This is a genomic window from Veronia pacifica, assembly GCF_001707825.1.
Classification (GTDB): Bacteria; Pseudomonadota; Gammaproteobacteria; order Enterobacterales; family Vibrionaceae; genus Veronia; species Veronia pacifica.
This window is the reverse complement of sequence record NZ_LYBM01000006.1, coordinates 35,857-54,587: the sequence shown is the minus strand read 5'-3', so window position 1 is coordinate 54,587 and position 18,731 is coordinate 35,857. Positions and strand designations below refer to the sequence as shown.

The following is an 18,731-nucleotide window of genomic DNA, read 5'->3' as shown; positions in this document are numbered from 1 at the left end:
CTGGACACAAAAAATGGGTTGTCTCTCATTTCAGATATTCAGAAAGTTTCTACCTATCAATTTATTGACCTATTTGCACAGATAGACCAAATCAGTTTCTCTATTCTTTCATAATTCAAGGTATTTCTTTGAGAGTTGTGATTCTATGCATTTTCAAATAAAAGCACAGCGTTTTCTATTATTCTTTATTCGAAAGATGCCAAGTGTTCTTCATTTATTCAATTAGCGATGAATTTCACAGTTTTAGCCTGATTCTTCTTCAATTCGTCGTTTATTGAATTTGTCTCTAATTTTGGAACCCACAAACTAAAATACTGTGCAAATATTTACGAATAATGTCACCGAGGCTAAATAAATGGACAGATCTGACAGTTCAGATGTCACCAGAATATTTCATTTGGTCCGCCGCTTCTCAGATGTTTACAAATATCAATATATGTTGGCGATCGTTGACGCTTTTTCGGACAAGCGCTTCAAACACACCTTGGTTTCAGTCGAGGACGGTAGCCATTTTCCAAGAGCCGTAGCTGACAAGTTCTCATTCTTCGTTTTACAGACAAAAGATAACTCTCCTATTAGAGGTTGGCTAAAACTCAAACATTTAATAGCATTCGAACAGCCAGATATATGTATCAGCTATGACAGTGAATGCTTTGCAGCACAGTGGATAGCGAAACTAGGTGGTGTCCCTCATCGCTTTCATATTCAACACACATTTTACCCGTCTAGCGCTGACATGAAGGGTAGTTTGTTGAATGGGCTAAAATCGCGTTTTCTTGCCTACTCCGTTGAACAGGTTATCTCATCATGCCGTTCAAACTATCAATGGTTTAGATCCATCAGTAGGGTACCTGATCATAAACTTAGCCTTGTTAGGCCCGGAGTGGATAGTAAACAATTGCGCCCGCCTGTGTGCCTTGCCTACACAAACAATATCAACAAACCACGTTCTCATACTGGTATAACAAACGACAAATTCATTGTTGGTATCCGCGTTGAAAAGAATCAGATGTTTTTTTTAGCGTCTGTATTGAGATCATATGAGCAGGCGTGCAAAAAAAGCCAGGAGTTCAGAGAAAACACTATGGTGTTCATTCATGGCGATTCAGACAAGCTGGGTCGCATATTGAGTAATGTATTGGCTAAGCTCCCAGACATAACGAAAAATGTAAAACTTGCTGACTATGGCAATGACAGTTTCAATTTTTATTGCACGACGGATATCGTCATACAGAAATATGCTATTGCGTATCCGACAGAGGAAATGCTCAAAGCAATGAGTATGGGAGTACCTGTGTTAGGGTTCTGTAGCCCAAGAATACGGACTCTTCTGGATCGAAACGATATAGAGTCAGAGAATGTGATTTCTGTATTCAGCACCGCATCTATTGTGTCTGCAATGATGAAGCTGTTTTTATGTCCATTAGAGAGAGGGCGAATTGGACGACAATCCCGAGAACATATACAGCATTATTTCAATTTCAATATCTTTAAAGGACATTTCTCCGAACTGCTTAGCCCCCGAAGCGCAAGGCCAGAGGGCATAGTAAGTGAACATATTGACAACCACACCGCATGATTATTTTGAACAAGCCGCGATGATTCTTTTCTAATAGCTGACGTGGCGGCTTGTCCTCGTTAAGTCACACTTGCTGTGCGCTCTCATTTCTAAATTGCTCTCGCAGTTCCATAAGCACCTTACCCATCTCGTTACGGCCGCTGCCATCTCCCGCATCACCCCAAAAAGGATCCTTTTTAGTGTGTTCAATCAATTGCCAACTGCCCGTTTCAAGTAATTTATCTTTCAGCTCGTTATGCTGTAAGAATTTTTCTTTGACCGAACGTGACATGATATCTCTGCGGATCTCATACCAATCTTCCCGTACAAGGTGACCATAAAGCCGACTTAATCTGAATGCTTTTTTCGCAGATTCAGCAAACCTTACCGCTTCAATGACTGGCGGATGATTAAATTTCTGTGCCTGATAATAATGTTCAGCTGTCGGCCAGCTTACTCCTTCGATGAACAAGGGAGCGGGGAAGAAATTAGATAAAAATCCAAACTCATCCTCTGGCTCGTAGAAGTGGATTGTCGTGGTTTCCATTGACTGCCCCTTTTTATCACTACTTCCTAGAATAAAGCGTAGTACAGGATCGTCTTAAAAATTGGACGTAAATCTAAATTTTGCAATAGGTCAACTTTCACCTTTTATGTTGCCTTATCTTTGCACTCCTTACTACACAGACAGCACATTAATAGCTGATATTAATCAGAATAAAATGCGTGTATTTATTGGATATAGGCTGATATTTGCTTCACACCACGTTCAATCTGCTCTAACGAGCTATTGCCAAATCCAGCAATAAGTGTCTTCTCATAGTCAAAAAAATGGGCATGATTATGTAGAAGAAATTCATCCAAAGTTCGCACTGTAATATCAACAGCTGCCAACTTATTCTTTACTTCAATTGCAGAGCGTCCTTTCAGCCAGCCAAAAGTAATATGCATTCCCGCTGGTTGACTCATCAAAACATGGTTGCTGCCAAGTGAAGCCTTTAGACATGAAATAAAAAAATCATGCTTGCTTTTGTAGAGGTTTCTCATTTTCCTTATGTGGCGCAGATAATCGCCATTTTCAATAAACTCTGCCAAAGCAAGTTCCTGAAATGCTGGAGTATCGCCAGTGATCAATGCTTTAAGCATCAGGCACTGATCAACCAGGTGCTCTGGCACAACCAAATAGCCAATCCTCAAAGAAGGCAACATTGTTTTACTGAAAGTACCGACATAGATGACGTTCGAGAAAGCGTCTGCCATATTTAACGCCAAACCTTGAAGCGATGGGTGGGGTCGATGCGCAAACTGAAACTCACTGTCGTAATCGTCCTCAATGATCCACGCATTATTCCGACCTGCCCAGTCAATACAACTCAGCCGACCCGATGAACAGATACTGGTTCCCATTGGATACTGATTACTTGGTGTGAGGTATAAACATCGGGCTTTGACATCCTGTAACTGGCTAAGATCCAGACCGCTCTTTGGGCGGACATTAATCGGTTGTAAACGACATTCAATATGTCGAAAAATTTTCGTAGCATGTTGATAGCCCGGATCCTCAATCGCGACCCTATCACCGCGTCGTAAAATGGCTGATGCGGCAATAAACAGTGCCTGCTGAGCGCCCTGCGTAACGATGACATTCTCAGGCCCGCACTCGACAGAACGACTGGAGGCAAGATATTGGCTGACTGCGCGACGTAACGCCAATGTCCCCTGCACCGAATTCTGACCGGCGAAGATCGGTCTTGATGTATGGCGATTTAGAATTCTGCGCCATTTTAGATAAGGAAAAGCCTCAAGATCGGGGACACCGGGTCTGAAAGGGCGATTGCGTTGACTGGCTAGAATTTCCTCATTTATGGATGTATCGATGTTTTTTATTTCAGGCTGAATATCCGGGCTAACCGCAAGAAACTTTTCTGGTGCATTTAAGGTAACAAAGAATCCTGAGCCTCTCTTACTATCGATGTATCCCTCAGCTTTCAGTTGCTCATAGGCGGCGATCACCGTATTTCTGCTAATCGAAAGGTGGACTGCAAGTGCTCTGCTTGCGGGCAAGCGGTGTGTCGGACGCCAACATCCACTTAGCACTTTTTCCTTAATTGCCAAATAGAGTGCTTCTTGTCTTGTTGAGATTTCAGGTTTTAAAGATAAGTCCCCAATATCAATCGAAAGCAAATTGGACCCTTAGATAATCAAAAATTGGTACTTAATTAAGACCCAATTAAACCTTATTGTTCAACCAGGAAATAAAGAACATCAAAGGAGATCACAATAGTGACGACAAAGCCGCAATTGAGCAGAACCTCAAGAACCCAACTAAAAAAAGCCGCTCACAAAGTAAGCCTAGAGGTAGAACATCTGTACCAAACCATAGATGCGTCGAATATCGCGCATATAGCAATCAACGACAAACGTGGCCCATCTGTTATTCCCATGCTTGCCTGGCGTGAAGACGATAATATTTTTATACACGGGGCCAAAAACAGCCCAATGATCAGATACCTAAAATCCGGCGCTAATACATGCCTCACCTTTACACTTTTTGATGGCTGGGTTTTAGCGCGATCAGCTTTTCATCACAGTGCACATTATCGTTGTGCCATGGTATTTGGTCAGTTCACAACCGTAGAAGACAACGCAGAAAAATCCCGACTACTTGATATCTTTATTGACCATATTGCGCCGGGAAGAAGCAAGGAGGTCCGAACAAGCTCTGAACGTGAATTGACGGCAACTGAATTACTTGTCATGCCCCTCGCTGAAGCCTCATTAAAAATAAGCGACCGAGGCGTCAATGATGACATTGCAGATATGGATCATGATGTCTGGGCTGGCGTCCTTCCTTACCATACCCAGATTGGACCAGCCATTACCGATAGTAAAAGTCAGGTAAAGCGAGTGCCTGATTATCTCAATCTGGAATGATCACATCCCCCTACTTCTCTCAAGGCAAGGTTTCAGTAGTCAGAGAAATACGACTCAATCTTCAGATACCGACAATGTGGGTATTTGATCTGCTGAAACTCTTGTATGTCCCTGATACACTGATGCGGAATTATACGGAGAGGACAGGGATGGGAAAAATCAATACTGCCGCCATTGTTGGTGGGACGCATGGGAATGAATTTAGCGGCATTTATCTTCTAAAAAAATGGGATCAGTCGCCTGAACTCATTTCCCGAAAAACCTTTTCAACTGAAACCCTGTTTGGGAACCCAAATGGCTACCGAGACAACAAGCGGTATCTTGATTGCGACTTAAATCGGCAATTCACTGAGAAAGATTTGGCTGACCCTCAATTGATGAATTACGAGCAAAGCCGGGCGAAAGCGATAAACCAACATCTTGGCCCCAAAGGTGATCCTCGCATAGATTTGGTTATTGATCTCCACAATACCACCAGCAACATGGGGCCTACTCTGATCCTTTTGCAGCTTGATGCGTTCAACACGCAGCTAGCCGCTTACCTACTGGAAAAAATGAGTGAGGCAATCATCGTTGTGGAAGATCAGGTCGCGATGGAAGATCATTTCTTCCTGTGCTCGATTGGCAAACAAGGGCTGATTGTTGAGATTGGTCCGCAGCCACAATCTGTGTTACGTCAAGATGTACTGGATTGGATGGACGAGATGACCCAACACATTCTGGACTTTGTTGACCTGTTTAATGAGAAATCACTCCCTGAATTACCAGCAAGTTTCACCGCTTACCGATACCATGAAACGTTAAAGCTACCGATGGATGAAGCCGGAGAGCGCATTGGTATGGTTCATAAAAGTATTCAAGATGCTGATTTTACTCTGCTGAAGAACGGTGACCCAATTTTCACTCTCTTCACAGGCGAGGAAGTATGTTGGCAGGGAGACTATGAAGCTTACCCTCATTTTATCAATGAAGCCGCCTACTACGATAACAACCTTGCGATGTCGTTAGCGAAAAAAGTAGAGATTGACGTCATTCGCTAGCTGAAAATGACTCACATGATATCGATAACACGGCCTGAATATTGACAGGCCGTTTTTGTTTTAATGATGATGATTTTCTGTACAGTTTTTTACTACGCTGATTTACGGAAGATAATACTGTCTAATTTTATTTCTGATTTTGCTTCCACTTCTGGTCAACGCGACACAGCGTATACGATTGCGTTATCAACCCTAAGCAGCAGCACAAGCATTCTTGACCAATGTTTTTATAATCCGACTCTGCTTTGTTTCAGCATGGTTACAACTCAAACAAAAATACCATTATCTGAGACAAGTAACGAATTCATTGGTGATTAGGCCGTCTATTAAACAGTATTTTCACCAATAACGATGATTAGGGGTGGAATGACAACCTTAATCAATGTAAAACCCTTTTCTGATCGATAATCAAGTCGGAGTCAACTATGACAACCCCACACATTAACGCGAAACCGGGAGCTTTTGCTGAAACTATTCTGATGCCGGGAGATCCTTTGCGAGCAAAGCTCATCGCGGAGACTTATCTGGAAGATGCAGAGCTTGTGTGCGATGTCCGTAATATGTTTGGTTACACTGGCACATATAAAGGCCAGCGCCTATCAGTGATGGGACATGGAATGGGCATTCCTTCCTGTTCAATTTACGTACATGAGCTGATCAAAGAATTTGGTGTTAAAAACGTTATCCGTATCGGAAGCTGTGGTGCCGTCAATGAAAACGTTAATCTGATGGATATCGTGGTTGCGATGGGTGCATGTACTGACTCCAAAGTGAACCGCCTTCGTCTGAAAGGCCATGACTTTGCTGCAATTGCAGACTTCCATCTGCTTGAGACTGCTGTCAACCAAGCTCGTGAGCAGAAAGTGCCTGTAAAAGTAGGTAACGTATTCACCACTGACCTGTTTTACACACCTGAGAGCGATATCTTTGGTGTAATGGACAAAATGGGAATCCTGGGTGTGGATATGGAAGTTGCTGGCCTATATGGCGTAGCATCTGAGCTTGGCGCGAATGCGCTGGGTATCCTGACAGTATCTGACCACATTACCCGTGGAGAAGCATTGTCTGCAGAAGAGCGCCAGACATCATTCCATGAAATGATGAAAGTGGCCCTCGAAACTGCAATCAGCCTCTGATAAAAGGTCTTCACATGTCCAACTGAGTCATTTTGGGCATTGCTCAGACCGTAGTACCATCAACATAAAAGAGCTCAGGCATCTGAGCTCTTTTTTTGTTTTATTCTTCAGCAGGCAAGGGTTCGGAGTCTACTCTCTCTTCATAAGATTTACGTGTCGTGCTGCAAAGACTGTAGTTCACATGCCTGTGATTGATTTCAGCAAGATATTTTAACCAACATCGAGCATATTCCGATTGGGCTGTTCTCACACCGTTGACTTCGTCAATAAATACCTGCTCTTCCGGTTTTACTGGTTCTTGAGAGCCATCAAATAATGCTTTCATTGCACGACCAGACTCCTCAAGTATTCTTGCTTCCTTTATTGTAAAGCAACCTGCGCGCTTAAAGCCTTTAGGAAAATGCTTGTCATCAAAAAACTTTTGACCACTAAACATCTCTTCACTCCTCTAAAAGTCTTTTTGATCATTAATTTTGAGTCTTTTTATTACGCCTCAGCCCTACCCATTTAAAAGACAGATATTACTGACCACCTGAGAAAGCATGACTAATGTTTACTATTTGGTAGACAAAATTAGATAACACTATCAATTAGATAAACAACAGCTATCGCTCGAGTAGCGATGATTGTACGAGTGTACATATGAAGATTTTCTGAATGTTGGAGGCTTGGGCATTAAAGATAATTGAAATTTTCTTTACATTCTGTCCAAGGTAATAAACTCACTTATCTCATAACTAATACACCACGATGTCAAAACAGACGGTAAATTCATTATTTAGAAATATTTTACTGATATCTTCTGAAATTCACGCAATTTCAGTTATGTGTGAACTTAAAAAGCACTAGATATGTAGTTTGTTTTACCAACAGTATAATTTTGGGTTGAAAGAGAATTATGGCCAAGTGGGATAAATGGCTCAAAGACGGTAACACCGAAGCAAAACAGAAATTTAATAACAAATTCAATGATTATGATGACGATTTTGAAGGTGACAAACGTCACGACAAAAAATCGCGCCGTAAGCACAACAGAGATAAGAGATCGATCTTCGATGACGAGCGTGACATCTAATTAAACACATCACATACATCAGACCGTGAAGTTGTCATTATTTGCTTAACGTATTCGTCCATATCAATGGATAAATCAGGGCCAACACGCTCATTAGTGTATGAATGAAGTGTCTTCATCCGCAGTGGCCATTATGGCCACTGCTTGGTTGAGGGCTTATTTCTAAATAATCATCGTCAGCCTTCAATCAGTCTCTCCAACTGACTTCTTGTTTTCTTCCACCGGTCAGATAGTCTGAGCTCACTCATAGTGAATGTCGTTCTCTTCTTTAAGCATGCGGCGGCTGGAACGTCACTGATTGGAAGCGAATCAACTGCGGCTATCGTAGACTCGCGATTATTGCACATTAATAACAAATCACAGCCAGCATCCAAGGCTTTCTTGGCTCTCTCGGCGGGACCACCCATCACAGTCGCCCCTTCCATGCTTAGGTCGTCCGAAAAAATAACACCCTTAAATCCCAGCTTTTGCCTCAATATATCTTTGAGCCAATATGACGAACCACTGGCCGGATCGGCGTCATAATTTGAGTAAATGATATGGGCAGGCATCATTGCATCCAGCAATCCCTTCTTAATATGGCGCTCAAAGACCCGCATATCTCTCTCAAAAATGTTGTTCCTGTCATCAATAGGACTTTCTAGGTGTGAGTCTTCTAAAACTCCGCCGTGCCCGGGAAAATGCTTACCCGTCGTTGCCATTCCTGCCTGACTCATTCCGCGAATAAAAGCTTCAGTATAATCAGTCACTTTTTCTATATCATCGCTGAATGCTCTATCACCTATTGCACGACTTCCATGTCCACAATCCATTACTGGCGCGAAACTCAGGTCAATATCATGCGCGATTAACTCTGCGGCGAGAAGCCAAGCTGAGTCTTCGGCGAGAGTTAAGCCGTTGGGTTGCCCTTGATATTTCTGTGCTGGAGGTAAACGTGTAAATCCGTCCCGAAAGCGTTGTACACGGCCTCCTTCTTGGTCTACCCCGATCAAGATATCTTTTTTTGATGCTTTCCGGATAGATTTCGTCAAAGCTAGCAACTGTTGGTTGTCGTGATAATTTCGTGCAAACAAAATAACACCACCAACGATAGGATGTTCTAGTAACTCTCGCTCCTCAGCGTCAAGTTCACACCCTTCGAGATCGATCCATAACGGGCCCATCTTGTCTCCTTAATTCATGATTATTTGAGGATTTTATACCTAAATACTACGGATATGGAGGCTCTTCCATTACTTTCTGTCACAGTTCAGTGAACTCATCAATTCAGCCTTTTCGACGATACATACAACAAAAAAATATAAATGCTGGACTCTCTGAAGAATCAAAACCCATATCGGCAATAAGATGTGTGATTCTTACGCGTTTAATCAACAAGATATAGCGCTACCATTGTTTATATATTCAGTAAATGTATAAGGGATATGGTCAATGACAGTGTATTTGGGTCTTATGTCGGGTACCAGCCTTGATGGCGTAGATATTGTGGCTGTAAGACTTGAAAACGATCAGGTCACTCTTTTGGGGAGTTACTTTGAAAGTATACCGGAACAGTTAAGACGCGATACGCTCTCTATCGCAAACAATAACGCTGTTACCGCTGAACAACTGGGTGAGCTAGACCACAAGCTGGGATATTTTTTCGCTGACGCTATTAATCATGCCATTGACACCTTTCCGGTGAAAAGGGAAAGCATTGCGGCGATCGGCAGTCACGGTCAGACAGTCTGCCATCAGCCCGAAAAACCTTATCCTTTTACGATGCAACTGGGTGATCCCAATCTGATTGCTGTAAAAACTAAGATTACCGTTGTTGCCGACTTTCGTCGGAAAGACATGGCATATGGTGGTCAGGGTGCCCCGCTGGTTCCCGCCTTTCATCAACATATTTTCTCCAAGCCTGATACATCAACGGTTATTCTTAACATTGGTGGTATTGCTAATATCACGGTATTGAACCCTGACAATACCGTTTTTGGCTATGATACCGGACCGGGCAACATGCTTATGGATCACTGGATCTTCAATATTAAAGGGGAACGATTCGACAAAAATGGTCAATTCGCAACCTCAGGAAAGAGTATTCCGTCACTGCTGCATAATATGCTCCAAGACAGCTATTTCTCTCAGACTGCGCCAAAATCAACAGGAAGAGAATATTTCAACGCCGCATGGATAAAGCAACATCTGGACCGCCTTAATCAACAATTAAGACCTGAAGACGTACAGGCAACTCTTCTTGCGTTAACTGTACAAACATGTGCTGATGAAATTGCTAAATTCGGTAACGGTAAAGTGTATGTATGTGGCGGTGGAGCACATAACAGTGCATTGACTTCATCCTTGTCTCTGGCGCTGCCAAACTGGACAATATCTAGCACAGCGGAAGTGAACATCGATCCTGATTACCTTGAGGCAATGGCGTTTGCCTGGTTGGCTCACTGTGCACTCAACCAAATACCTGCCAACGTCCCTGAGGTTACCGGGGCGTCCCAAAAGTGCGTACTTGGCGCTATTTATCCGGCAGGATAAGCATCACTCGACAGGCGGCACATTGGATAACGCCGCCTGTCAGCTTATCAAGAGATATTTTGACTCGAGGCGCTCAGTGATTCATTACTCTTCTTGGAAAAGTTATCAACAAATTGCAGATACTGCTCGAACGGAAGAGGTTTTGAGTAGTAGTAACCTTGAACAATATCTATACCCATCATCTTGACCAGCGTCTCAGTTTCGCCATCTTCAACACCTTCAGCGACAGTAATAAGCCCTAGAGATTTCGCCAACTTAATAGTGGCTTCAACAATAATTTTCTGCCGTGTATTCTTTATGATGCCATCTATTAAAGAGCGATCAATCTTCAACTCACTAAATGAAAAGTTCGAGAGATAATTTAATGAAGAGTATCCTGTTCCATAATCATCGACTGATACCTGAACCCCGAGGCTTGCCAACTGTTTTATCAGTTCATTCAGAGAATCAGCATTCTTCACCAGAGTTTCCTCAGTGAGCTCCAAATTGACGCTACTCAGATCAACCCCCTGACGTTCCGCCAATGCGGTAACGTTAGCTACAAACTGATACTGCTCAACGTTTGAACCAGTAATATTGATAGAGATGCGATGGTTGTTCTGCACAGCCATAAGCTCCTTTTGGTGTTTAAAGGCATGCTTGACGACCCACAATGTTAAGTCATTTATAATTCCAAGCTCTTCAGCAAGCCTAACAATCACTTCAGGGCTGACAAATCCATGCCTAAAGTGATTCCATCTCAACAGAACTTCAGAACCAACCACTGTATTGTCTGATGGGTCAATCTGTGGTTGGTGGTAAAGCGCCAACTCATTATTATCAATGGCCTGACGAATATCCCTGACCAGGAATGACTTCATTGTGTTGTGATGGTAAAAATTCGGATCGAAAACAAATAACCTGTACTTGTTTTCTGTCTTATTCTGGCTCAAAGCGAGCATAGATTTATTAATCAATGTTTCATGGTCCCTACCGTCTTTAGGGAAAGAGCTCATGCCAATACTTCCTTGATAAGACAACAGGATATTCTCCACTTCCAAAAACCCATTCATCTGGCTTTGGACTTTTGCTACCGCTTGTTGGCAACTCTTCGGGTCTTTGTCCGTGATGATAAATCCAATCCTTCCATCACTAATGTAACCCAGCCTTTGTTGGCTCTTTTTAGGGCCCATCTCGATACAAAAAGCACCTACCTCAGCCAAGTATGTATTCAATCTATTAGACACTTCTTTTAAATAATATTGCTTTTCTTTTTGTGAAAGATAAGGAATCACCATAGTGTAATTAGGTATCAAGAAAGAAAAAAAACTGAACTGTTTATCTTTCTTAATGAGGTCACTGATTGTTAATTCTAACAGAGCATGATTCGGTAACTCACTAATGTTGTTATGCGCCAGTTCTCTAACAAGTTGTTTCTGTTCCTGCTGTGCGGTTAACGCAAGTAAAAGTGCCAGTACTAGTAGAGTCATTGTATTACCAATAATCATGGCAAAATCTGCAATGATTGAGTAATTAATTAGCCCGTGATCCAGCAAAGATGTCATAACAATACCCAGACACATAGGCAATGCACTTAAACCAATCATTAGACGAAAATGAATGGGAGCTTCTTTGGCATATATAGACAAGATAAGAGGCGACAAGCTTGCGAGTAGCACAGATACCAGCATCACGTTGACCGTAATACTCTCAGAAACCAAATAGCTTAATAATATAACAGTGATCGATAATATAAATAAGGAGGGAAGTAAGAACCTTACTTTTTTTAAAACAGGTCTTATGTATGTATGACGAGCTGACATAAGAATAAAAATAGGTAATGTTAATAGGAATATAAAGAGCTGGTAATGTTCGTAACCAATGTTAACAAGAGAGTGAATGACGGGTTCATCAGCCATATACGTACTCTCCACCATCAAAATGAAACAGATAGTGAGGGCAAGCTGATACATATGAATCAGCTTCTTACGCCAAAGCAGGTTAATGATACTTTGCATTGCAATAAGGAAGAAGACTGTAAATGTCACCACCAGCGCATTGTCTATGATCGTATCTGAAATAGTATCAAAGAATGCTTCTCTCACTAATGGGGGATTGATAAAGCCTTTTTCTGCCTCGACCAAGATATAGAGCGATGTATACTCTCCACCCTTCAAATCTACAGTGAGCTTTCTTACTTTGTTATTTGTTTTATCATTATATCGGTTCGGTTCTTTTACGCCTTCTAAAATATTTAATGTTGGCACATCCCCACTTACATATTGTCTAGTTACTGAATACATTCTCAGAAAATGCTGATTCATTTGAGGAGAAGAAATCACTAAATTTATCGGTTCATAAAGTGTATTTTTTATTTCTATCCTTAACCATAATTGGTTAAAAGAGTCTTGTAACCTAAAAGGGGAGAGACTTTCATAAGTGGAGAAACTATTATTTCCTATCAGTTCTTTATCTAATATATAGTTATTATTATTTTGGAAAGAATATGTAACTTCTACTGCCTTACTGTTATATTGAAAAACATCTACCGAAGGCAAATAATTTATACCAAGTATAAATATGGTAACACTCAACATGATGGGGACTATTTTTGGTACCCGCCTTGTGGAAGAAAAAATCTTGTTTAGCATAAAAAATGTCTCAGTAAGCTACTGTCTGCGTTATCTCAAAAAATTTATATTCGCGATGTGTTTCGGATTTTTCCGAACGATCATTTAATAAACAGAACGTTACTCATTCTAAATTTAGCATCAAAGCAGACACATTAGACTTGTTTTTTAGACATCTTTATCACAATTTTAAAGGCAACAGGATGTTTAACAATTCATACTGAACAAATGCGAATAGATAATACATTTGTTCAACTAAAGATTACTGGTTAGACTATCGCCTATGTCTACAGGCAAGCATACAGACCTATGAACAGTAAAAACTTTGATTCACTCCTCGGTGATACCGATCTGCTGACTGAAATATCCGTGCTTTACTACCAAAATGGTGCGACTCAGGAAGAAATATCGAAAAAATTTAATATCAGCCGTGCCAAAGTCAGTCGTCTACTGAGACGGGCCCGAGAAGAGGGAATCGTTGAAATTACCGTTAAATATCATCCAGTTCACAGCGCACAGCTTGAGCAGAGACTGGTTGAAAAGTTCAACCTCAAACGCGCGCTTATCGCGCTTGACCAGCCAGATCTTCATGAGCAGCGCAGTCAGGTTGCCGCGCAAGTTTCCTCCTATCTGGATGCCAACTTACAAGATGGTATGGTTGTCGCTGTGGGACAGGGGCAGAATGTGGCATATGTCGCCGACCATCCGGGTGTGGTATCGCACCGAAATGCACGGTTTGTTTGTGCCATTGGTGGAACACACCGCAGCGGAGATACGATCAATGCCGATCACATTTGTAGACGGCTAGCTAAAAAGTTTGGCGGAAGTAGCGAAACACTGTATGCGCCAGCTTACGTTGATAGTTCCCAAATGCGCGACACCTTTATTTCTCACCAGAATATCAGTGAAACCCTCACTCAGGCTCGTAAAGCTGAGTTTGCACTCGTCGGCATTGGCGATATGAATGAAAACAGCCATATGGTTAAGCTGGGGTTTTTCAGTGCTCAGGAGTTTGTAGAGGCGCGACTGAATGATGGTATCGTCGGTGATATTGGCGGCTTCGACTTTTTTAAGCTCAACGGAAAGCGGGCAGATACCTTGATACAGGATAGGGTGGTTGGACTCCAGATGGCCGATCTCAGACAAATTCCAAACGTCATCGCTATCGCCAGTGAAAGCAGAAAAGCAGTGGCTATGCTGGGAGCGCTTAAAACGGGTGCCATTGATATTCTAGCCACCAATGCAAACTGCGCATTGGCGCTTTTGAACATGGTTGAAGAAGGCTAAATTATGACTTTCAGAAGATCCGCCGAGCCTATTGTTTTAAGTGGGATCCCCTCAGTGTTTCAACTACATTTTCATTGACAAAAGGCAACAAAAAATAAAGTATTAGCCTATTCATTTGCTCAGGCCTGTAGCATTTGTTCAATTGTTGGATAAATGCGCAACGCATTCACGCTTTTAGGTCTGAGTATAACTGGCTTACATTAGATAGCCTCAGACATACCAGCCAAACAAAAGGTTTTTGAGATGAGCAATAAACTGGAACAACTTCGCAAGCTCACTACCGTTGTTGCCGATACCGGTGACATCGATGCCATTGCCAAGTACACGCCACAAGACGCAACCACTAACCCATCTCTTATTCTCAAAGCAGCACAAATTGCTGACTATGCGCCACTTATCGACGATGCGATAGCGTTTGCTAAAGCAAACAGCTCAGATGTCGAGCAGCAAGTGATTGATGCAGGCGACCGCCTGTCAGTGAATATCGGTAAAGAAATCCTCAAGGTTATTCCTGGCCGCATTTCAACCGAAGTGGATGCCCGCCTTTCGTACGACACCGAAGGCAGCGTAGCAAAAGCGCGCAAGTTAATGCGTATGTACAACGACGCTGGCATTTCAAACGATCGTATCCTGATCAAACTTGCTTCTACATGGGAAGGTATCCGCGCAGGTGAAATTCTTGAGAAAGAAGGCATCAACTGTAACCTGACCCTACTTTTCTCTTTTGCTCAGGCACGTGCATGTGCTGAAGCCGGTGTATACCTGATCTCGCCATTTGTTGGCCGAATCATGGATTGGTACAAAGCGAAAGAAAATCGCGATTTTGAGGCACAAGAAGATCCGGGCGTACTTTCTGTGACTAAGATCTACCAGTATTATAAGCAATACGGTTATGACACCGTTGTGATGGGTGCAAGCTTCCGCAATACAGGAGAGATTCTGGAGTTAGCAGGCTGTGACCGTCTGACGATCAGCCCTCAGCTTCTTCAAGAGCTGAGCGAAGCGGAAGGTGAAGTAACACAAAAACTGTCTGCAGATGTTGAAGTTGAACGTCGTCCTGTTGCAATGACTCACTCTGAGTTCCTGTGGGACCACAACCTCGATGCAATGGCCGTTGAAAAACTGGCTGAGGGTATTCGCAACTTTGCGGTTGACCAGGGCAAGCTGGAAGTTATGATCCGCGAGCGCCTGTAATCATTCTTACAGTTGATACTGAGCGGCTCACGAGCCGCTCTTTTGTTTGATTTATCGAATTCCAACAAATTTGAAACACAAGGTGAAACAAATGGAACGTAAAACGCTTGCCAATGCTATCCGCGCACTGAGCATGGATGCAGTACAACAGGCTAACTCAGGCCACCCGGGCGCCCCTATGGGTATGGCTGATATTGCAGAAGTTTTGTGGCGTGACCACATGAACCACAATCCTACCAATCCAGAGTGGGCTGACCGCGACCGTTTTGTACTTTCAAACGGCCATGGTTCAATGCTGATTTACTCACTTCTGCACCTGACAGGCTATGAGCTGCCAATTGAAGAGCTGAAAAACTTCCGTCAACTTCATTCTAAAACACCGGGTCACCCAGAATACGGCTATGCACCGGGTGTTGAAACCACAACAGGTCCTCTCGGTCAAGGTATCACCAACGCTGTAGGTCTGGCGATTGCTGAAAAATCATTAGCTGCGCAATTCAACCGTGACGGTCATGACATTGTCGATCATTACACCTATGCCTTTATGGGTGATGGCTGCCTGATGGAAGGTATCTCTCACGAAGCATGCTCACTGGCTGGCACACTGGGTCTGGGCAAACTGATTGCATTCTGGGATGACAATGGTATCTCTATCGACGGTGACGTTGATGGCTGGTTCACTGACGATACGCCAAAGCGTTTTGAAGCATATGGCTGGCAGGTTATTCCTGCAGTTGACGGCCACGATCCGGCTGCAATTGAAGCAGCAATTGCTGCGGCAAAAGCTGATAGCAGCAAGCCAACCCTGATCTGTACCAAGACAGTGATCGGTTTTGGTTCACCAAATAAAGCGGGCAGCCACGACTGTCACGGTGCGCCGCTAGGTCATGATGAAATCGCAGCAACCCGTGAAGCATTGGGCTGGGAGCATGGTCCATTTGAAATTCCATCTGATGTCTACGCTCAGTGGGATGCAAAAGAAGCAGGCGCAGCAAAAGAAGCAGCATGGAATGAAAAACTGTCAGCTTATGAAGCGGCGCATCCAGAGCTGGCTGCTGAGTTCAAACGTCGTGTAAATGGCGAACTCCCTGCAGAGTGGGAAGCTAAAACAGCTGCAATCATTGCGGATCTTCAAGCGAATCCAGCAAACATTGCTTCTCGTAAAGCATCTCAGAACGTACTGGAAGCCTTCGGCAAAATGCTGCCAGAGTTCATGGGTGGTTCTGCTGACCTAGCCCCATCAAACCTGACCATGTGGTCTGGTTCTCAATCGCTGACAGCTGATGACGCATCTGGTAACTATATCCATTATGGTGTGCGTGAATTCGGTATGACAGCCATCATCAATGGTATTGCTCTGCACGGCGGCTTTGTACCATACGGTGCAACCTTCCTGATGTTCATGGAATATGCGCGCAACGCTATGCGTATGGCCGCACTGATGAAGATTCAAAACATTCAGGTTTATACTCACGATTCTATCGGTCTGGGTGAAGATGGCCCAACTCACCAACCTGTTGAGCAAATAGCCTCTCTTCGCCTGACGCCGAACATGAGTACCTGGCGTCCATGTGACCAAGTTGAATCTGCTGTGGCGTGGAAACTTGCCATTGAACGTCGTGATGGTCCAACATCACTGATTTTCTCGCGCCAGAATCTTGCTCAGCAGGATCGCAGCGCAGCGCAAGTTGCAGATATCGCCAAAGGTGGTTATGTCCTTAAAGACAGCGATGGCAAGCCTGAACTTATCTTGATTGCTACTGGCTCAGAAGTGGGTCTGGCAGTAGAAGCGGCAGACCAACTGACTGCTGAAGGTCGCAAGGTACGCGTTGTCTCTATTCCATCTACTGATGTATTTGATGCTCAGGATGCTGCATATCGCGAGTCAGTGCTGCCATCTGACGTGACTGCACGTGTTGCGGTGGAAGCTGGTATTGCTGACTTCTGGTACAAGTATGTAGGCTTTGACGGTCGTATCATCGGTATGACCACTTTCGGTGAGTCTGCGCCAGCAGGTGAGCTGTTCAAGATGTTCGGTTTCACTACCGAAAATGTTGTCGAAACAGCGAAAGAGCTGCTTCAATAAGCCACTCTCTTATGTTAAGAAAAACCCTGTCCTTACCGGCAGGGTTTTTTATTTTGAGCACAGACAGACGTCACACCCAATGTGACAGGATTTACTCATCAAACACGTCTTATAGTATTTCTTCTTTGTAGATGTAAACACTAAGAATCTGATATGCGTTTTTTGATCAGCAAAATTTCCTACATCTCACGTTACGACATCTTGAGTAAACTGGCTATTGAGTCTCTCAACGTCCTTGTTAAGACGGCCTTATACATTCCCACTAAGTCCAATATTCAACAAAATCGTTTACTCACTGATGATGTTCTCCTCTTGAACAGTCAGTCGGACACAAGTTTTAAGAAATCCGGATCATCTTTCAGGCTCTCAAAGTACGACTCACCCAGAAGTTCCTCTCTCAGGGTGCTGGAGAGCTCTATGGCTTTTTTAATGTCTTCTATCGCATCTTTTTTATGATCGAGTTTCGCCTTGGCACACGCACGTTGCCAATAAGCCAGCGCGTAATCTTGATCGTACTCCAAAGCCTGATCAACCAAGGACAGAGCCCACGAGTCATCATTCATGTCTAACAACATATCGGCTTTGTAAGTAAGAGCCTCGACATCTTTCGGGTTAATTTCAAGAATTTGATTGTAGATATTAATTTTTTCCTGACCGCTCTTTTCAAGCCCCGCCCGCATCCAGAGAGAGTGAATTAAGTTACTGTCTGATATAACTTTTTGTGCATCAACGATTTGGTTAGACCGTTCCTTTATCGTCATTTCAAGGTTGTTAAGCCTTTTTTCATATTCAAGGGTCATTTCTTCAATTCGTTTGAACGTTGTTGTCTCCATGTACTCATTAATATCACGGATAGACTTCCATCCCAGTAACACCAAAATCGATGCAGCTGCTGTAATGATATAAAAGATATTGTTTGTTGTGTCTGCGGTATATCGGATAGCCCTGTCTGAAGCCTCAAGTTTCGCATTAGCCACCTTTTCCGCGACATCCGCCCTTAACCTTTGTTGGTCCTGACGAAGCAATCTAAGTTCGTCAAGGATGTAGCGCTCAATAAACGGACTATAGAGCGGTTTTTGTAACTGCTCTACATCCTCATTTGTTGCTTTTGAAGCGTCAGCGGCTTGCACTGATCCGCAAAAGCTAAAGAATAGAATTACCGCGGACATCATAGATTTCATCGACATAGCAGTGACACTTGCCTCCCTTTCCTCTAATCAGATGACTCTGTGTAATACACAGCAATACTCTGACTATATATCTGTTGACACACACAAATA

The 18,731-nt window shown here is 43.2% G+C and carries 15 protein-coding genes; 9 read left to right on the top strand and 6 right to left on the bottom strand.

What is annotated here, in order from left to right; genetic code table 11:
* Positions 1–355: 355 nt before the first annotated feature.
* On the top strand, positions 356–1,579 hold the full coding sequence (locus tag A8L45_RS05260; RefSeq protein ID WP_068899969.1) for a glycosyltransferase family protein: 1,224 nt from the start codon (positions 356–358) through the stop codon (positions 1,577–1,579).
* A 64-nt stretch (positions 1,580–1,643) separates the two neighbouring features.
* On the opposite strand, the gene ybiA is transcribed toward A8L45_RS05260, so the two are convergent.
* Together ybiA and pdxR are read right to left on the bottom strand one after the other, a co-directional pair.
* Complete coding sequence (gene ybiA / locus A8L45_RS05255; protein WP_068899967.1) at positions 1,644–2,105, bottom strand: riboflavin biosynthesis intermediates N-glycosidase; 462 nt, start codon at positions 2,103–2,105, stop codon at positions 1,644–1,646.
* Positions 2,106–2,290: 185 nt separating this feature from the next.
* Complete coding sequence (gene pdxR / locus A8L45_RS05250) at positions 2,291–3,742, bottom strand: MocR-like pyridoxine biosynthesis transcription factor PdxR (RefSeq protein ID WP_068899965.1); 1,452 nt, start codon at positions 3,740–3,742, stop codon at positions 2,291–2,293.
* A 99-nt stretch (positions 3,743–3,841) separates the two neighbouring features.
* Here pdxR and A8L45_RS05245 point away from each other — a divergent pair, with 99 nt between their 5' ends.
* The 3 genes from A8L45_RS05245 (at position 3,842) to deoD (ending at position 6,668) form a co-directional block, all read left to right on the top strand.
* Entirely contained in the window at positions 3,842–4,492 is a 651-nt protein-coding gene (locus tag A8L45_RS05245) for a pyridoxamine 5'-phosphate oxidase family protein (protein WP_245680647.1), read from the top strand.
* Positions 4,493–4,641: 149 nt separating this feature from the next.
* The gene (locus tag A8L45_RS05240; RefSeq protein ID WP_068899963.1) at positions 4,642–5,532 is read left to right on the top strand and encodes an aspartoacylase; all 891 of its coding nucleotides are present in this window, start codon (positions 4,642–4,644) and stop codon (positions 5,530–5,532) included.
* A 425-nt stretch (positions 5,533–5,957) separates the two neighbouring features.
* The gene (deoD, locus tag A8L45_RS05235) at positions 5,958–6,668 is read left to right on the top strand and encodes a purine-nucleoside phosphorylase (protein WP_068899961.1); all 711 of its coding nucleotides are present in this window, start codon (positions 5,958–5,960) and stop codon (positions 6,666–6,668) included.
* Between the two features lie 100 nt (positions 6,669–6,768).
* Here deoD and A8L45_RS05230 read toward each other — a convergent pair whose 3' ends face one another.
* Positions 6,769–7,104, bottom strand: coding sequence for a MaoP family protein (locus A8L45_RS05230; RefSeq protein WP_068899960.1), 336 nt, complete (start codon positions 7,102–7,104; stop codon positions 6,769–6,771).
* Positions 7,105–7,566: 462 nt separating this feature from the next.
* Between A8L45_RS05230 and A8L45_RS24415 the strand changes: the two genes are divergently transcribed.
* The gene (locus tag A8L45_RS24415) at positions 7,567–7,743 is read left to right on the top strand and encodes a hypothetical protein (protein WP_175401909.1); all 177 of its coding nucleotides are present in this window, start codon (positions 7,567–7,569) and stop codon (positions 7,741–7,743) included.
* 176 nt (positions 7,744–7,919) lie between these two features.
* Here the strand turns inward: A8L45_RS24415 and nagZ are convergent, their stop codons facing one another.
* Complete coding sequence (nagZ, locus tag A8L45_RS05225) at positions 7,920–8,906, bottom strand: beta-N-acetylhexosaminidase (RefSeq protein ID WP_068899958.1); 987 nt, start codon at positions 8,904–8,906, stop codon at positions 7,920–7,922.
* Positions 8,907–9,174: 268 nt separating this feature from the next.
* Here nagZ and A8L45_RS05220 point away from each other — a divergent pair, with 268 nt between their 5' ends.
* Entirely contained in the window at positions 9,175–10,275 is a 1,101-nt protein-coding gene (locus tag A8L45_RS05220; RefSeq protein ID WP_068899956.1) for an anhydro-N-acetylmuramic acid kinase, read from the top strand.
* A gap of 47 nt (positions 10,276–10,322) precedes the next feature.
* Here A8L45_RS05220 and A8L45_RS05215 read toward each other — a convergent pair whose 3' ends face one another.
* Entirely contained in the window at positions 10,323–12,851 is a 2,529-nt protein-coding gene (locus tag A8L45_RS05215; protein ID WP_175401908.1) for a bifunctional diguanylate cyclase/phosphodiesterase, read from the bottom strand.
* 342 nt (positions 12,852–13,193) lie between these two features.
* On the opposite strand from A8L45_RS05215, the gene A8L45_RS05210 reads away from it, so the two are divergent.
* The 3 genes from A8L45_RS05210 (at position 13,194) to tkt (ending at position 17,451) form a co-directional block, all read left to right on the top strand.
* On the top strand, positions 13,194–14,171 hold the full coding sequence (locus tag A8L45_RS05210; protein WP_068899953.1) for a sugar-binding transcriptional regulator: 978 nt from the start codon (positions 13,194–13,196) through the stop codon (positions 14,169–14,171).
* Between the two features lie 243 nt (positions 14,172–14,414).
* Positions 14,415–15,365, top strand: a complete 951-nt coding sequence (gene tal / locus A8L45_RS05205) for a transaldolase (RefSeq protein WP_068899951.1) — start codon at positions 14,415–14,417, stop codon at positions 15,363–15,365.
* 91 nt (positions 15,366–15,456) lie between these two features.
* Positions 15,457–17,451 (top strand): transketolase, encoded by a 1,995-nt coding sequence (gene tkt / locus A8L45_RS05200; protein ID WP_068899949.1) that lies wholly within the window; start codon positions 15,457–15,459, stop codon positions 17,449–17,451.
* 320 nt (positions 17,452–17,771) lie between these two features.
* Here the strand turns inward: tkt and A8L45_RS05195 are convergent, their stop codons facing one another.
* Positions 17,772–18,581, bottom strand: coding sequence for a tetratricopeptide repeat protein (locus A8L45_RS05195; protein WP_217492125.1), 810 nt, complete (start codon positions 18,579–18,581; stop codon positions 17,772–17,774).
* Positions 18,582–18,731 lie beyond the last annotated feature (150 nt).

Bases quoted from the DNA above. Each gene is read 5' to 3' on its own strand.
- A8L45_RS05260 (WP_068899969.1), top strand. From the start codon at position 356: ATGGACAGATCTGACAGTTCAGATGTCACCAGAATATTTCATTTGGTC.
- ybiA (WP_068899967.1), bottom strand. From the start codon at position 2,105: ATGGAAACCACGACAATCCACTTCTACGAGCCAGAGGATGAGTTTGGA.
- A8L45_RS05215 (WP_175401908.1), bottom strand. From the start codon at position 12,851: ATGTTGAGTGTTACCATATTTATACTTGGTATAAATTATTTGCCTTCG.
- A8L45_RS05220 (WP_068899956.1), top strand. From the start codon at position 9,175: ATGACAGTGTATTTGGGTCTTATGTCGGGTACCAGCCTTGATGGCGTA.
- A8L45_RS24415 (WP_175401909.1), top strand. From the start codon at position 7,567: ATGGCCAAGTGGGATAAATGGCTCAAAGACGGTAACACCGAAGCAAAA.
- nagZ (WP_068899958.1), bottom strand. From the start codon at position 8,906: ATGGGCCCGTTATGGATCGATCTCGAAGGGTGTGAACTTGACGCTGAG.
- A8L45_RS05230 (WP_068899960.1), bottom strand. From the start codon at position 7,104: ATGTTTAGTGGTCAAAAGTTTTTTGATGACAAGCATTTTCCTAAAGGC.
- deoD (WP_068899961.1), top strand. From the start codon at position 5,958: ATGACAACCCCACACATTAACGCGAAACCGGGAGCTTTTGCTGAAACT.
- A8L45_RS05240 (WP_068899963.1), top strand. From the start codon at position 4,642: ATGGGAAAAATCAATACTGCCGCCATTGTTGGTGGGACGCATGGGAAT.
- tkt (WP_068899949.1), top strand. From the start codon at position 15,457: ATGGAACGTAAAACGCTTGCCAATGCTATCCGCGCACTGAGCATGGAT.
- tal (WP_068899951.1), top strand. From the start codon at position 14,415: ATGAGCAATAAACTGGAACAACTTCGCAAGCTCACTACCGTTGTTGCC.
- A8L45_RS05210 (WP_068899953.1), top strand. From the start codon at position 13,194: ATGAACAGTAAAAACTTTGATTCACTCCTCGGTGATACCGATCTGCTG.